Origin of the sequence: Streptomyces sp. NPDC091287 (genome assembly GCF_044768525.1) — a bacterium.
In the GTDB taxonomy this organism is placed as follows: Bacteria; Actinomycetota; Actinomycetes; order Streptomycetales; family Streptomycetaceae; genus Streptomyces.
Map to the genome: position 1 here is coordinate 42,599 of NZ_JBIVUV010000001.1, position 14,192 is coordinate 56,790.

Annotated in this window: 11 protein-coding genes; 8 read left to right on the forward strand and 3 right to left on the reverse strand. The window is 71.1% G+C overall.

Annotated elements, in window-relative coordinates; genetic code table 11:
• Window positions 1–41 precede the first annotated feature (41 nt).
• The gene (locus ACIQRW_RS00180; protein ID WP_403752083.1) at window positions 42–1,841 is read right to left on the reverse strand and encodes an AMP-dependent synthetase/ligase; all 1,800 of its coding nucleotides are present in this window, start codon (window positions 1,839–1,841) and stop codon (window positions 42–44) included.
• Between the two features lie 380 nt (window positions 1,842–2,221).
• Window positions 2,222–3,115 carry a LysR family transcriptional regulator gene (locus ACIQRW_RS00185; protein WP_403752086.1) on the reverse strand — a complete coding sequence of 298 codons (894 nt, stop codon included), beginning with the start codon at window positions 3,113–3,115 and terminating at the stop codon, window positions 2,222–2,224.
• 146 nt (window positions 3,116–3,261) lie between these two features.
• Here ACIQRW_RS00185 and ACIQRW_RS00190 point away from each other — a divergent pair, with 146 nt between their 5' ends.
• Window positions 3,262–4,311: a bile acid:sodium symporter family protein gene (locus tag ACIQRW_RS00190; protein ID WP_403752089.1), complete on the forward strand. Its 1,050-nt coding sequence runs from the start codon at window positions 3,262–3,264 to the stop codon at window positions 4,309–4,311.
• A gap of 26 nt (window positions 4,312–4,337) precedes the next feature.
• Here ACIQRW_RS00190 and fdhD read toward each other — a convergent pair whose 3' ends face one another.
• The gene (fdhD, locus tag ACIQRW_RS00195) at window positions 4,338–5,186 is read right to left on the reverse strand and encodes a formate dehydrogenase accessory sulfurtransferase FdhD (RefSeq protein ID WP_403752092.1); all 849 of its coding nucleotides are present in this window, start codon (window positions 5,184–5,186) and stop codon (window positions 4,338–4,340) included.
• 246 nt (window positions 5,187–5,432) lie between these two features.
• Between fdhD and ACIQRW_RS00200 the strand changes: the two genes are divergently transcribed.
• The 7 genes from ACIQRW_RS00200 to ACIQRW_RS00230 all read left to right on the forward strand — a co-directional run bounded on the left by ACIQRW_RS00200 (window position 5,433) and on the right by ACIQRW_RS00230 (window position 14,025).
• The gene (locus tag ACIQRW_RS00200; protein ID WP_398613602.1) at window positions 5,433–6,392 is read left to right on the forward strand and encodes a beta-ketoacyl-ACP synthase III; all 960 of its coding nucleotides are present in this window, start codon (window positions 5,433–5,435) and stop codon (window positions 6,390–6,392) included.
• Window positions 6,393–6,596: 204 nt separating this feature from the next.
• A complete protein-coding gene (locus tag ACIQRW_RS00205) occupies window positions 6,597–7,778 on the forward strand; it encodes an ROK family transcriptional regulator (protein ID WP_018955243.1) in 1,182 nt (393 codons plus the stop codon).
• Window positions 7,779–8,001: 223 nt separating this feature from the next.
• Entirely contained in the window at window positions 8,002–9,525 is a 1,524-nt protein-coding gene (locus tag ACIQRW_RS00210; protein WP_403752096.1) for a sugar ABC transporter ATP-binding protein, read from the forward strand.
• On the forward strand, window positions 9,522–10,574 hold the full coding sequence (locus ACIQRW_RS00215; RefSeq protein ID WP_403752099.1) for an ABC transporter permease: 1,053 nt from the start codon (window positions 9,522–9,524) through the stop codon (window positions 10,572–10,574). The genes ACIQRW_RS00210 and ACIQRW_RS00215 overlap by 4 nt, the downstream gene beginning before the upstream one ends.
• Window positions 10,575–10,665: 91 nt before the next feature.
• Entirely contained in the window at window positions 10,666–11,700 is a 1,035-nt protein-coding gene (locus ACIQRW_RS00220; protein ID WP_403752102.1) for a substrate-binding domain-containing protein, read from the forward strand.
• Window positions 11,701–11,771: 71 nt separating this feature from the next.
• Window positions 11,772–13,007 (forward strand): Gfo/Idh/MocA family protein, encoded by a 1,236-nt coding sequence (locus ACIQRW_RS00225; RefSeq protein WP_403752105.1) that lies wholly within the window; start codon window positions 11,772–11,774, stop codon window positions 13,005–13,007.
• Window positions 13,008–13,020: 13 nt separating this feature from the next.
• Window positions 13,021–14,025 carry a sugar phosphate isomerase/epimerase family protein gene (locus ACIQRW_RS00230; protein WP_403752108.1) on the forward strand — a complete coding sequence of 335 codons (1,005 nt, stop codon included), beginning with the start codon at window positions 13,021–13,023 and terminating at the stop codon, window positions 14,023–14,025.
• Window positions 14,026–14,192 lie beyond the last annotated feature (167 nt).

The window sequence follows — 14,192 nt, forward strand, 5'->3', positions numbered from 1 at the left end:
CCTTCCGACAGCCTCGATCGCGCCGCCGCGCCGCCGCCGGGTCAGTGGTACAGCGCGTCGACCTCGACCGCGTACGCCGTCTCGATCGCCTTCCGCTTCAGCTTCAGCGAGGGCGTCAGCAGCCCCGTCTCCTCGGTGAACGGATGGGCCAGGATCCGGAACGTACGGATCGACTCGGCCTGGGACACCGCCGTGTTGGCGGCCACCACCGCCCGGCGGACCTCCATCTCCAGGTCCGGGTCCCGCACCAGGTCGGCCGGGCCGAGCGGGGTGCGGCCCTGCATCGACAGCCAGTGGTCCACGGACTCCTGGTCGACGGTGACGAGCGCCGCGATGTACGGGCGGTCGTTGCCGACGACGATGCACTGCGCCACCAGCGGATGCGCCCGTACGCGTTCCTCCAGACCGGCCGGGGAGACGCTCTTGCCGCCGGACGTCACCAGGATCTCCTTCTTCCGCCCGGTGATCGTCAGATAGCCGTCCTCGTCCAGTGCACCGAGATCCCCGGTGGCGAGCCAGCCGTCCTGCAGCACCGTCCGGGTGGCCCCGGGGTTGCCCAGATAGCCGGAGAACACGTTCGGCCCGTGCACCCACACCTCGCCGTCGTCCGCGATATGCACCGATGTGCCGGGGATGGGCTGACCGACCGTGCCGTACCGGGTGCGCTCGGGAGGGTTCGCCGTCGCCGCGGCGGTCGACTCGGTCAGCCCGTACCCCTCGAAGACGCTCACCCCGGCGCCCGCGAAGAACAGCCCGAGCCGGCGGTCCATGCCCGAGCCGCCCGACATCGCGTGCCGCACCCGGCCGCCCATCGCGTCCCGGACCTTCTTGTAGACGACCTTGTCGAAGAACTGGTGCTGCATCCGCAGCCCGGCCGAGGGGCCGGGACCGTCCCCGAACGCCTTCTGCTCCATGGCCTCGGCGTACTTCACCGCGATGTCGACGGCCTTGTCGAACGGCCCGGCCCTGCCCTCCGCCTCGGCCTTGCGCCGGGCCCCGTTGAACACCTTCTCGAAGATGTACGGCACCGCCAGGATGAACGTCGGCCGGAACGTCACCAGGTCCGGCATCAGCGCGTTCGCGGACAGCTCCGGCTGGTGGCCGAGCTTGACCCGGCCGCGGACCGCGGCGATCTCGACCATCCGCCCGAAGACATGGGCCAGCGGCAGGAAGAGGAGGGTGGCCGCCTCGTCGCCGGGCTTGGAGTGGAACACCGGCTCCCAGCGCGTGACCATCGTGTCGCTCTCGAACATGAAGCTCGCGTGGGTGATCACACACCCCTTGGGGCGGCCCGTCGTCCCCGAGGTGTAGATGACGGTCGCCACGGAGTCGGGCGTCACCGCGCGCCGGTGCCGCTGCACCACCTCGTCGTCGATGTCCGCGCCCGCCCCGAACAGCTCGTCCACCGCTCCGGCGTCCAGCTGCCACAGCCGCTTCAGATGCGGCAGCCGGTCGATCACCGAGCCGACGGTCATCGCATGGTCCTCGTGCTCGACCATCACCGCCACCACCTCGGCGTCGTGCAGCATCCACAGGACCTGCTCGGCGGAGGAGGTCGGGTAGATCGGCACCGACTGGGCCCCGACGGTCCAGAGCGCGAAGTCGAAGAGCGTCCACTCGTAGCGCGTACGGGACATCAGCGCGACCCGGTCGCCGAACCGCACCCCGTGCGCGATCAGTCCCTTGGCCAGGGCCAGCACCTGATCGCGGAAGTCCGCAGAGGTCACATCACGCCACTGGCCCCCGGCGTCCTTGCGGCCGAGCGCGACGCGGTGCGGATCGTCCTCCGCGTAGTCGAAGACCACATCGGCCAGACCGCCGACTTGAGGCGCCGCCGGCATGGGTGGGACAGTGAAATCGCGCAATGACATGCTCCTCGTGGCGCTCCGCACAGCGCCGCGACGCTACCCCAAGCGGGGGCCCGGCGGGAGGGGCCCGGACCCTTCGGACCCCGTCTCGTCCGCCCAGGTCAACCGTCGAAATCCGGCCAGATGGGCAAGGCTCGGGCGTCCGATCGGTCCAGTTCTGACGGAGGGGTAAGCGGCTCGCGCCGGAATCTCCACCGAATCCGACCGCTGCGACCACCGTGACCACCTCGAACACTGCGATCACCGCGATTACCGCGAAGACTGCGATCACTGCGATCACTGCGATCACCGCGATTACCGCGAAGACTGCGATCACTGCGATCACCGCGACCACTGCGGGCCCGCGGGGGCGGCTACGGTCCTTCCCCGCCGCCGGTCCCGCGGTGCAGCCGGTCGCCGCCCGCCAGGATCGCGGAGGCCAGCGCGTCGGCCGCCTCCTGGGCCGCGCCCCGGCGGTTCCCGTGCAGCAGGACGAAGTCGACGCCGCCGAGCTCCGGCAGCCCTGCCCTGGCCGGAACCGGCGCCAGCCCCGGCGGGATCATCCCCCGGGAGTGCGCCATCACCCCCAGGCCCGCCCGCGCCGCCGCGACCAGACCGCTCAGGCTCGTACTCGTACAGGCGATCCGCCAGGCCCGCCCGTGCTCCTCCAGCACCTCCAGGGCACGGGCACGAGTGATGGCCGGCGGCGGGAAGACGACCAGCGGCACGGGACGGTCCGGATCGACCCGCAGCTGCGGCGCGCCGATCCAGTCCAGCGCGTCCTGCCACATCAGCTCGCCATGGGTGTCACCGGTCCGCCGCTTGGCCAGCACCAGATCCAGCCGGCCCGCCGCGAGCTGCCGGTGCAGCGTCCCGGACAGCTCCACGGTGAGCTGGAGCTCGACCTCCGGATGGTCACGGCGGAAGGACTCCAGGATCTCGGGGAGCCGGGTCAGCACGAAGTCCTCGGAGGCCCCGAACCGCAGCCGGCCGCGCAGCCGGGTGCCCGCGAAGAACGCGGCGGCCCGCTCGTGCGCCGACAGGATCGTCCGGGCGAAGCCGAGCATCGCCTCGCCGTCCTCGGTGAGGTCGACGCGATGGGTGTCCCGGGTGAACAGCTGCCGCCCTGCCGCCCCCTCCAGCCGCCGCACATGCTGGCTGACCGTGGACTGGCGGATCCCGAGCCTGCGCGCGGCCTGGGTGAAGCTCAGGGTCTGGGCCACGGCGAGGAAGGTACGCAGTTGGGCGGGGTCGTACGTGGCGTCCATGGGCCCACGTTATCGGGATCCGTGATGACAGTCAGAGCGGTATGCGTGATTCCCGATGAGGAGGAGCGGGAGCAGGATGGACGCCGACACGGCCCGCACGCAGGGCCGCCCGGCACGGAGGACCGACCCCTGGAGACCCCGAGCAGATGACCCGCCGCATCCCGAGACCGCCGTCCCGGCTGCCGGTCGACGCCTACATCCTGGCGCTGGCCGCGACCGTGGCCCTCGCGGCGCTGCTGCCCGCCCGGGGTACCGCCGCCGACGTGGCGGGCGGGGTCTCCACCGGCGCGGTCTCGCTGTTGTTCTTCCTCTACGGGGCGCGGCTCTCCACGGCCGAGGCACTCGACGGGCTCAAGCACTGGCGCCTCCACCTCACCGTCCTGGCCTGCACCTTCGTCGTCTTCCCGCTGCTGGGGCTGGCGAGCGGCGGACTGGTGCCGTACGTGCTGACGCCCGAGCTCCAGGCGGGCCTCCTCTTCCTGTGCCTGGTCCCCTCGACGATCCAGTCGTCCATCGCCTTCACCTCGATCGCCCGGGGCAATGTGCCCGCCGCGATCTGCGCCGGGTCCTTCTCCAGCCTCGCAGGGATCCTCGTGACCCCGCTGCTCGCCGCCCTGCTCCTCGGTTCGACCGGGGGCGGGTTCTCGGCGGACTCCCTGCTGAAGATCGTGCTCCAGCTGCTCGTCCCGTTCCTCGCCGGACAGCTGCTGCGCCGCTGGGTCGGCGGTTTCCTCACCCGGCACAAGAAGGTTCTCGGCCTGGTCGACCGGGGGTCGATCCTGCTCGTCGTCCACACCGCGTTCAGCGAGGGGATGGTCGCCGGCGTCTGGCGCCAGGTCACCCCGGCCCGGCTCGGCGCGCTGCTCGCCGCCGAGGCGGTCCTGCTGGCACTGATGCTCACCCTGAGCTGGTACGGGGCGCGGCGGCTCGGGTTCGGCCGGGCGGACCGGATCGCCATCCAGTTCGCCGGGTCGAAGAAGAGCCTGGCGGCCGGGCTGCCGATGGCGACCGTGATCTTCGGGGCGCACGCGAGCCTCGCGGTACTGCCGCTGATGCTCTTCCACCAGATGCAGCTGATGGTCTGCGCGGTGGTCGCCAAGCGCCGCTCCCGCGATCCCGAGCCGCCCGGGGACCCGGCGGATTCGGATTCCGCTTCCGAGGCGTTGTCGGACCCGCCGGTTACGGTGAGCCGGTAGCCGGTAGCCGGTAGCCCCTCCGCGCCTCAGCCCTGGCGGACCGCCGCCTCCAACGCGATCCGGTGCTCACCGGCGTACACGTTCATCGATGGGCCGCGCAGGAAGCCGACCAGCGTCAGTCCGCTCTCCGCCGCCAGGTCCACGGCCAGTGACGACGGCGCCGAAACCGCCGCGAGCACCGGGATCCCCGCCATCACGGCCTTCTGCGCCAGCTCGAACGAGGCCCGCCCCGACACCAGCAGAACGGCCCGGGACAGGGGCAGCCGGTGGTCCGTGAGCGCCCGGCCCACCAGCTTGTCGACCGCGTTGTGCCGGCCGACGTCCTCGCGGACGTCCAGCAGTTCGCCCTCCTCGGAGAACAGCGCGGCGCCATGCAGGCCACCCGTCCGGTCGAACACCCGCTGCGCGGCCCGCAACCGGTCCGGGAGGGCGGACAGCAGCTCCGGGGTGACCCGCACCGGGGGAGCGTCGGCCACGGGGTGCCGGGTCGTGGTGCGTACCGCGTCCAGGCTGGCCTTGCCGCACAGGCCGCACGAGGAGGTGGTGTAGACGTTCCGCTCCAGCGTGATGTCGGGGACCCGGACCCCGGGCGCGAGCTTCACGTCCACCACGTTGTAGCTGTTCACCCCGTCCGCCGTCGCCCCGGCGCAGTAGACGATCGACTGCACCTCGTCCCCCTCGGCGATCACCCCCTCGCTGACGAGGAAACCCGCCGCCAGCGCGAAATCGTCGCCCGGCGTACGCATGGTGATGGCCAGCGGCCGGCCGTTCAGGCGGATCTCCAGAGGTTCCTCCGCCACCAGGGTGTCCGCGCGGGAGGAGACGGCACCGTCCCGGATGCGGAGGGTGCGGCGGCGTTCGGTGGCCCGTCCCATGGATGTGAACCCCGATTCTGTCCGTGATGCGATGGCTTCTGTCCGTACGGGTGGAAGCCGGAACCTGACCCCGTCATTGTCCGGCACCAGCACCGCCGTGTCGCAGTCCCGGCCCAAGCACGCTGACCAGGCTGTTGTCAACGCTCCAACGTGTGGGCCGGATTCCTGTGGGATCACGTGCCCCCGTACCCGGCGGTAGCGACCAAGACTGGATGTTTCCTGCCCTACCCGACGATGGGAACCCGTATGACCGGCTCACGTGTCGTGGCGCTCGGCCACTACCAGCCCGCCAAGGTGCTCACCAACGACGATCTGGCGGCCATGGTCGACACGAGCGACGAGTGGATCACCAGCCGGGTCGGTATCAAGACCCGCCATGTGGGTGGCCCCGACGAGCCGGTGGACGAGATGGCCGCGCACGCGGGAGCCAAGGCGCTGGCCACGGCCGGGCTGGTGCCCTCGGACATCGATCTGGTCCTCGTCGCCACCTCCACCGCGATCGACCGGTCCCCGAGCATGGCGGCGCGGGTCGCGGCACGGCTGGGCATGGGCTCGCCCGCCGTGATGGACATCAACGTGGTGTGCTCCGGCTTCACGCACGCGCTGGCCACCGCCGACCACGCGATCCGGGCCGGTGCGGCGACCCGGGCGCTGGTCATCGGCGCCGACAAGATGGCCGACATCGCGGACTGGACCGACCGCTCCACCTGCGTCCTGCTCGGCGACGGCGCGGGCGCGGCGGTCGTCACCGCCGACCCGACGGCCCCCGACACCCCGGAGGGGCCCGGCATCGGACCGGTGCTGTGGGGCTCCGTGCCGGAGATGGGCAACGCGGTCCGGATCGAGGGGACGCCGCCGCGCTTCGCGCAGGAGGGCCAGTCCGTCTACCGCTGGGCCACCACCCAGCTCCCCCCGATCGCCCGCCGGGTCTGCGAGAAGGCCGGCATCGCCCCGGAGGACCTGGCGGCCGTCGTCCTGCACCAGGCCAATCTGCGGATCATCGAGCCGGTCGCCCGCAAGATCGGCGCGGTCAACGCCGTCATCGCCCGGGACGTGGTGGACTCCGGCAACACCTCGGCCGCCTCCATCCCGATGGCGCTGTCCAAACTGGTCGAGCGCGGCGAGGTCGCCTCCGGCGCGCCCGTTCTCCTCTTCGGATTCGGCGGAAACCTCTCCTACGCGGGCCAGGTCATCCGCTGCCCCTGACCATCCGCTGCCCCTGACCATCCACTGCCCCTGACCTCTTCCACAGCGCCTGTGTGAGCTCCGACCGAGAACCTTTGTCCTGAGTGTGGAGAAAGTTGGAGCGGATTCCTGCGCAACTTCTTCCCACTCCGGGAAAGCGCTGCTACGTTCCCCTCGAAAGCCCGACGGACTGGCCGATGTGGCGGGGAGGGACGCGTGAGACGCATGACGGCACGACCCGCGAACGCGCATCAGGCGCGGCTGCTCCGACTGCTGCGCGACGGGGGCCCCAACTCCCGTGCGCAACTGGGTGATCAGGTCGAGCTGTCGCGCTCGAAGCTCGCCGTCGAGGTGGACCGGCTCCTGGAGACCGGCCTGGTGGTGGCCGACGGACTCGCCGCATCGCGCGGCGGGCGCCGCTCGCACAACATCCGGCTCGCTCCCGAACTGCGGTTCCTCGGGGTCGACATCGGCGCCACCTCGATCGACGTGGCCGTCACCAACGCGGAGCTGGAGGTCCTGGGACACCTCAACCACCCGATGGACGTGCGCGAGGGCCCCGTCGCCGTCTTCGAACAGGTGCTGTCGCTGGCCGCCAAGCTGCGGGCCTCCGGGCTCGCCGAGGGCTTCGACGGCGCGGGCATCGGGGTCCCCGGCCCCGTCCGCTTCCCCGAGGGCGTGCCGGTCGCGCCGCCGATCATGCCGGGCTGGGACGGTTTCCCGGTCCGCGAGGCGCTCAGCCAGGAGCTGGGCTGCCCCGTCATGGTCGACAACGACGTGAACCTCATGGCGATGGGGGAGCAGCACGCGGGCGTCGCCCGCTCCGTGGGCGACTTCCTCTGCGTCAAGATCGGTACGGGCATCGGCTGCGGCATCGTCGTCGGCGGTGAGGTCTACCGCGGTACGACCGGCAGCGCCGGGGACATCGGGCACATCCAGGTGGACCCGGACGGCCGCGCCTGCGCCTGCGGCAACAAGGGCTGCCTGGAAGCCCACTTCAGCGGCGCCGCCCTCGCCCGGGACGCGGAGGACGCGGCCCGGGAGGGCCGCTCGCCCGAGCTCGCCGCCCGGCTGGAGGCGGCGGGCCGTCTCACTGCCGCCGACGTGGCGGCGGCCGCCGCCGCCGGGGACGCCGCCGCGCTCGACCTGATCCGCGAAGGCGGCAATCGACTCGGCCAGGTGATCGCGAGCCTGGTCAGCTTCTTCAATCCCGGTCTGGTGGTGATCGGCGGCGGGGTCACCGGCCTCGGTCACAACCTCCTCGCCAGTGTCCGCACCCAGGTCTACAAGCAGTCCCTGCCCCTGGCCACCGGCAACCTCCCCATCGTGCTGGGCGAGTTGGGGCCCACCGCCGGAGTGATCGGCGCGGCCCGGCTCATCAGCGACCACCTCTTCTCACCGGCCTGACCACAGGGCCGTACGCACCACCGCATTGGTCAGGTACCCGGCATCAGCCAGGTACTAGTCAGGTACTCGTCAGCACTCGCACGTCAGGTACCAGTCAGCAGCCGTTCGCGGTGCCGCCGGCTCCACGGCACCTCCAGCCCTGCGCCCTGTCCGCTCACCGGCCCTCCCCGGCCCCTCGGCACCGCCCGAGCAGGGGAGACCCCATTCGCCGAGGGGATTCGTCATGGCACCAGAACCACCCCTGCTCACCATGTCCGGCATCACCAAGCTCTTCCCGGGCGTCCGCGCCCTGGACGGCGTCGACCTGGAGGTCCAGGCCGGCGAGGTCCACTGCCTCCTCGGCCAGAACGGTGCGGGCAAGTCCACCCTCATCAAGGTGCTCGCCGGAGCCCACCAGCCCAACGACGGCGAGATCACCTGGCGCGGCGAAACCGTCCAGCTCAAGTCGCCGATCGCGGCCATGCGCCTGGGAATCGCGACCATCTACCAGGAACTCGACCTGGTCGAGGGCCTGTCGGTCGCCGAGAACGTCTTCCTCGGCCACGAGCCGACCAGCGCCGGCTTCATCGTCCGTACGGGGGAAGGGCGTTCCGCCGCGAAAGCGCTCCTGGCGCGTCTCGGGCACCCGGAGATCGACCCCGCCCGGCAGGTCGGGGACCTCTCCGCCGCCCAACAGCAGATCGTCTCCATGGCCAGGGCGCTCTCCCACGACGTCCGGCTCATCGTGATGGACGAGCCGTCCGCCGCCCTCGACCCCGACGAGGTCGACAACCTCTTCCGGATCGTCGACGGCCTCACCGCCGACGGGGTGGCCGTCGTCTACATCTCGCACCGGCTGGAGGAGATCCGCCGCATCGGCGACCGGGTCACCGTCATCAAGGACGGCAGGACCGTCGCCGTGGGGCTGCCCGCCGCCGGCACACCCACCCGCGACATCGTTGCCATGATGACCGGCCGGGACGTCGCCTATGTCTTCCCGCCGCGCCCGGAGGAGCCTGCCGCCGCCACAGCCGAACCCGTACTCCGGGTCCAAGGCCTCTCCCGCAAGGGCGAGTTCGCCCCCGTCGACCTGGAGCTGCGGCCCGGCGAGATCGTCGGCCTCGCCGGACTCGTCGGCTCGGGACGCTCGGAGATCCTGGAGACCATCTACGGAGCCCGCAGGGCGAGCACCGGGACCGTCACGGTCGCCGGGAAGCAGCTCCGCTCCGGCAGCGTCCGCGCCGCCGTCGCCGCGGGTATCGGCCTCGCGCCCGAGGAACGCAAGGCGCAGGCCCTGCTGATGACCGAGTCGGTCACCCGTAACGTCTCGGTCTCCTCCCTCTCCCGCTTCGCCCGGATCGGCTGGATCGACCGGGGCGGGGAACGGAAGGCCGCGCAGAGCGCCACCCGTGAGCTGCAGATGCGGCCCGACAATCCGGACGCCGCCGTCCGCACCCTCTCCGGCGGCAACCAGCAGAAAGCCGTCCTCGCCCGCTGGCTGCTGCGCGGCTGCCGGGTCCTGCTGCTGGACGAACCCACCCGTGGCGTCGACGTCGGCGCGCGCGCCGAGCTCTACGCCGTGATCCGCCGGCTGGCCGACGAAGGCCTCGCCGTACTGCTCGTCTCCAGCGAAGTGCCCGAAGTCCTGGGCCTCGCCGACCGGGTGCTGGTGCTCCGCGAGGGCCAAGTGGTCCACACGGCCCCCGCCCAGGAGCTCGACGAGCACCGCGTACTCGACCTCGTGATGGAAGGGAGCCCGACGCCATGACACAGCCCGCCCCGTCGGCGCAGCACAACGGGCCGGACAAGGGGGCCCTCACCGGCCCCGCCGACGCGCCGCCCCAGAAGTCGGGCGGTGGCATGCCGGCCCTCGGTCTGCGGCTCGACGTCCGGATCCTGTCCCTGCTCGGCGTCCTCGCCGCCCTGATCCTGGTCGGCGGCATCACCGAACCGGACGCCTTCCTGGACACCGGGAACCTCCAGCTGATCCTGACCCAGGCGTCCGTCATCGGCGTCGTCACCGTCGGCATGACCTTCGTCATCATCAGCGGGGGAATCGACCTCTCCGTCGGCGCCATGGTCGCCCTCGCCTCGGTGTGGGCGACGACCCTGGCCACCCAGGAGTACGGCTTCGCCGGCATCGCGTTCACCGCGGTCATCGTCGGCCTCGCCGCCGGACTCGTGAACGGCGTCCTCATCGCGTACGGGGGGATGGTCCCGTTCATCGCGACGCTGGCCATGCTCGCCTCGGCCCGCGGGCTCGCCCTCCAGATCACCGACGGCAAGACCCAGATCGTCACCGTGGACTCGGTCCTGGACCTCGGCCTGCCCGACTCCTACATCCTGGGCATCCCGCCGCTGGTCATCATGTTCGCCGTGGTCACCGTCGTCGGCTGGCTGATCCTGAACCGGACCACCTTCGGCCGCCGCACCGTCGCCGTCGGCGGCAACGCGGAGGCCGCCCGGCTCGCCGGGATCGACGTCCGCCGCCAGCGCCTCTACCTCTACCTGCTGTCCGGGCTGTGCTGCGGCATCGCCGCCTTCATGCTGATCGTGCTCGCCGGCTCCGGCCAGAACACCAACGGCAACCTGTACGAGCTCGACGCCATCGCCGCCGCGATCATCGGCGGGACCCTGCTCAGCGGCGGCCGGGGCACGATCGTCGGCTCCGTCCTCGGCGTCCTGATCTTCACCACGATCACCAACATCTTCGCTCTTAACAACCTCCAGAGCGACGTCCAGCAGATCGCCAAGGGCGCCATCATCGTCGCCGCCGTCCTCGTCCAGCGCCGCACCATGCGCGGCAGGGAGACCTGAGGCCCCGGCCCACCCCGAACAACCCCGGCACCGATACGAACCCCCCGCACCTGCACCTCGTAGCACCCACCGGATGAAGGGTCAGACCGTCATGCCAGAAACCAGCCGCAGAGGGCTGCTGTTCGGAACCGCCGCCGTCTCCGCGGGCGCGCTCCTCACCGCCTGTACCAGCAACGAGCCCAAGAAGACCGAGTCCGCCGCCAAGAGCGCCCCCGCCGACGACAAGCCGGGCAAGGCCGTCACCATCGGCTTCGCCGGACCGCAGGCCGACCACGGCTGGCTCAACGCGATCAACGTGAACGCCAAGTCCCGGGCGGAGACGTACTCCGACGTCACCCTGGAGATCACCGAGGGCTCCAACGACACGGCCGCCCAGATCGGCCAGGTCAAGACCCTCATCAACAAGAAGGTCGACGTCCTCGTCGTCCTCCCCGCCGACGGCAAGGCCCTCACCCAGGTCGGCCTGGAGGCCATGAAGGCGGGCATCCCCGTCGTCAACCTGGACCGCATCTTCGCCTCCCCGCAGGCGTACCGCTGCTGGGTCGGCGGCGACAACTACGGCATGGGTCTCAACGCCGGGCACTACATCGGCGAGCAGCTCAAGGACAAGCCGAACGCCAAGGTCGTCGAGCTCGCCGGGATCGACAACCTGGAGCTGACCAAGCAGCGCAGCCAGGGCTTCGCCGACGCCCTGAAGAACTACTCCAACATCAAGCTGGTGGCCCGTCAGGCGGCCGACTTCACCGTCGAGTCCGGCCAGGCCAAGATGGCGCAACTCCTCCAGGCGCAGAAGCAGTTCGACGCCCTGTGGAACCACGACGACGACCAGGGTGTCGGCGCGCTCCGCGCCATCCAGCAGGCGGGCCGCGACGAGTTCATCATGGTCGGCGGCGCCGGCGCCAAGTCCGCGATGGACGCCATCAAGGCCGACGACTCGGTGATCAAGGCCACCGTCCTCTACCCGCCGACGATGGCCGCGTCCGCGATCGACCTGGCACGGGCACTGGGCCAGAGCAAGGGCGTCAGCGGCCTCTCCGAGATGGAGATCCCGACCTCCCTGACCCTCTACTCCGCGGTCGTGACGAAGGACAACATCGACCAGTACCTGCCGACGGGCTTCAACTGACCGGGACTCCGGGGGGTGCTCAGAGCGCATCCCCCGGTCCGTTACCGCACACCGACGAGGAGGAAGTCCGCATGGCCCGTAGTCAAGAGACGGAAACGCAAGCCCCAGCACCTTCGCCGCGGGAGGCGCCGGGAACGCTCGGGGTCGGCATGGTCGGATACGCGTTCATGGGCGCCGCCCACTCGCAGGGCTGGCGCACCGCCGGACACGTCTTCGACCTGCCTCTGCGGCCCGCTCTCGCCGCCATCTGCGGACGCGACCGTGCGGCGGTCGACGCCGCAGCGGCCCGGCACGGCTGGGCGGCCGCGGAGACCGACTGGCGGGCACTGATCGCCCGGGACGATGTCCAGCTGATCGACATCTGCACCCCCGGCGACAGCCATGCGGAGATCGCCATCGCCGCCCTGGAGGCGGGCAAGCACGTCCTGTGCGAGAAGCCGCTCGCCAACACCGTCGCCGAGGCGGAGGCGATGGTCCGCGCCGCCGAGGCGGCCTCCGCCCGCGGGCAGGTGGCGATGGTGGGCTTCAACTACCGCAAGGTGCCCGCGATCTCCTTCGCCCGGCAGCTCATCGCCGATGGCCGGCTCGGCCCCCTGCGCCATGTGCGCGCCACCTACCTCCAGGACTGGCTGGTGGACCCGGCCTCACCGCTCACCTGGCGGCTCAAGCGCGAGCACGCCGGGTCCGGCGCGCTCGGGGACCTCGGCGCCCACATCGTCGACCTCGCCCAGTATCTTTCGGGCGAACTGCTCACCGGGGTGTCCGCCGTGGCCGAGACCTTCGTACGGGAGAGGCCCCTGCTCGCCGGGGCGTCGGCCGGGCTCTCCGGCAGCGCCGACACGGTGGAGCGGGGCGAGGTGACCGTCGACGACGCGGCGATCTTCACCGGCCGCCTCGCCTCCGGCGCGCTGGCCTCCTTCGAGGCGACCCGGATGGCGGCGGGACGCAAGAACGCCCTGCGGCTGGAGATCAACGGGGAGCTGGGCTCCCTCGCCTTCGACCTGGAACGGCTCAACGAACTGTCCTTCCACGACCACACCGAACCCGCTGCCACCGCGGGCTTCCGCCGCATCCTCGTCACCGAGCCCGAGCACCCCTACCTGGAGGCCTGGTGGCCCCCGGGCCACACCCTCGGCTACGAGCACACCTTCGTCCACCAGGCCCGCGACGTGATGCACACGATCGCCGAAGGCGTCCCTCCCGTACCGTCGTTCGCGGACGGGCTCCAGGTGCAGCGGGTGCTCGCCGCCGTGGAGGAGAGCGCCGCCAAGAACTCCGTACACACCCCGGTCCCGTCCTCTTCCTAGGAGGTAGCCGCCCATGCCCCGCCCCTTCACCCTGTTCACCGGCCAGTGGGCCGACCTCCCGCTGGAGGAGGTCTGCAAGCACGCCCGGGACTTCGGCTACGACGGTCTCGAACTCGCCTGCTGGGGAGACCACTTCGAGGTCGACAAGGCGCTGTCCGATCCCGGATACCTGGACACCAGGCACCAACTGCTCGACAAGTACGGGCTGAAGTGCTTCGCGATCTCCAACCACCTGGTCGGCCAGGCCGTCTGCGACAACCCGATCGACGAACGCCACCAGGGCATCCTGCCCGCCCGCATCTGGGGCGACGGCGAGCCCGAAGGCGTACGGCAGCGGGCCGCGGGCGAGATCGCGGACACCGCCCGGGCGGCCGCCGCCTTCGGGGTGGACACGGTCATCGGGTTCACCGGCTCCTCGATCTGGCACCTCGTCGCGATGTTCCCGCCCGTCCCGCCGCACATGATCGAGCGGGGCTACGAGGACTTCGCCGAGCGCTGGAACCCGATCCTGGACGTCTTCGACGCCGAAGGGGTGCGCTTCGCCCACGAGGTGCACCCGAGCGAGATCGCGTACGACTACTGGACCACCAAGCGCGCCCTCGAAGCGGTGGACCACCGGCCCGCGTTCGGGCTGAACTTCGACCCGAGCCACTTCGTCTGGCAGGACCTGGACCCGGTCAACTTCCTCTACGACTTCCGCGACCGGATCTACCACGTGGACTGCAAGGAGGCCCGCAAGCGCCTCGACGGCCGCAACGGCCGCCTCGGTTCGCATCTGCCGTGGGGCGACCCCCGACGCGGCTGGGACTTCGTCTCCGCCGGTCACGGTGACGTGCCCTGGGAGGACGTCTTCCGGATGCTCCGGTCCATCGGCTACGAGGGACCGGTCTCGGTCGAGTGGGAGGACGCCGGCATGGACCGGCTGCACGGCGCGCCCGAAGCGCTCGCCAGCCTCAAGCGGTTCGACTTCGACCCGCCGTCGGCCTCCTTCGACGCGGCCTTCGGCGGCGGCGAGTAGCACCGGCACACCAGCCCCGGGGGCACGATCCGGTTCACTGCCCCAGCCCCCGGGGCCGCCTCGCCCTGCCCGAAAACCTCTTTGTCCTGGCGGAGGCAGAAGTTCGACTTACCTCTTGCACAAGGGCTTTCCGTCGAGGACGAACAGGTCTACCGTCCATTTCGTGT